The 979-nt window shown below is 49.5% G+C and carries 2 protein-coding genes; both read right to left on the reverse strand.

Translation table 11 applies throughout. The features are described 5' to 3' along the window. Positions 1 to 274 precede the first annotated feature (274 nt). The gene (locus tag P0N66_RS12750; RefSeq protein ID WP_275806019.1) at positions 275 to 523 is read right to left on the reverse strand and encodes a hypothetical protein; all 249 of its coding nucleotides are present in this window, start codon (positions 521 to 523) and stop codon (positions 275 to 277) included. Beyond that, positions 511 to 979 (reverse strand): RHS repeat-associated core domain-containing protein (locus P0N66_RS12755; RefSeq protein WP_275806021.1); only part of this gene is annotated, 469 nt, incomplete at its 5' end. The genes P0N66_RS12755 and P0N66_RS12750, both read right to left, overlap by 13 nt.

A 979-nucleotide genomic window follows, 5' to 3' on the forward strand; every position in this document is an offset into this window, starting at 1 on the left:
AATCATCCTCCCCAGGGCGTCGTACTGGTAGCTGGTGGTATGGCCGTTGGGGTCGGTATGGGAGAGGAGGTTGCCGGCGGAATCGTAAGCGGCGGTGGCAGCCTGGCCCAGGGGGTCGGTGATTCGGACCGGGTTGTCCCGGTCGTCATAGACAACGAGAAAAAATAGATCTGTCCCGGTTTTCCGCGGTTTTCCGATGAGTTATTTCAAAGCGGGAACTGCTGCCATAGACTTTACTTATCATGGATGTTCTCGGTGTCGGTTGCTCCAATCTTCAGGGGCTCATGATTATTTTCGCAAAATCATATGCCTTGGTCACAAGCAAGGCTGATCCCGATATAAAGCCTACAATTACGGCCAACATCAGAATCGTCCCATATTTTTCCACACGATCAATTCTTCTTTGCTCAGCTTCTCCGGAAAATTTCAAACGACCGGAATAATATGACCACCCCCACCACGCGCCACCTAACACAAAAAAAGATTGAGCAATTCCAATTATAGAATCAATCACTTGTTGCACCCCCGATGAGCTTCATAGATTCCCTCTCCAATATCTCCCAAAATTGCCCACCATGACGGTATGGAACTCGTGTCGCCACCGAGTGCTTCTACGCTGGCCCTAGTAACTCCTTCTGTAAGCAGTGGCACGCCTACTGCAATCAAAGGTGCTCCTTCCGGCGATGTAATTGCGCCGATTACTATTAATGTCGCACCTGAGGCAGTATAGATGGTAGCTTGTACTCGTCCGCGCGTAATCCCGAATTCATTACTAGCTCTACTAATGGCAGTGTTAGCTCCCTTGAACCCTTCTATTAAAGCAACCTTAACATCATGCGGAATGTCACTAAATGTCCTTGGTGACAGCCCCCACGGATCAATCCAATTAACCGGATCATTTAGGACATACCCATACAGATTAACATCACCTCCCGCAAAACCGATGGGGTCCTGGGAGATAAAGCGGCCGATAGCCGGG

Source organism: Desulfurivibrio dismutans (assembly GCF_029210385.1).
Lineage (GTDB): Bacteria > Desulfobacterota > Desulfobulbia > Desulfobulbales > Desulfurivibrionaceae > Desulfurivibrio > Desulfurivibrio dismutans.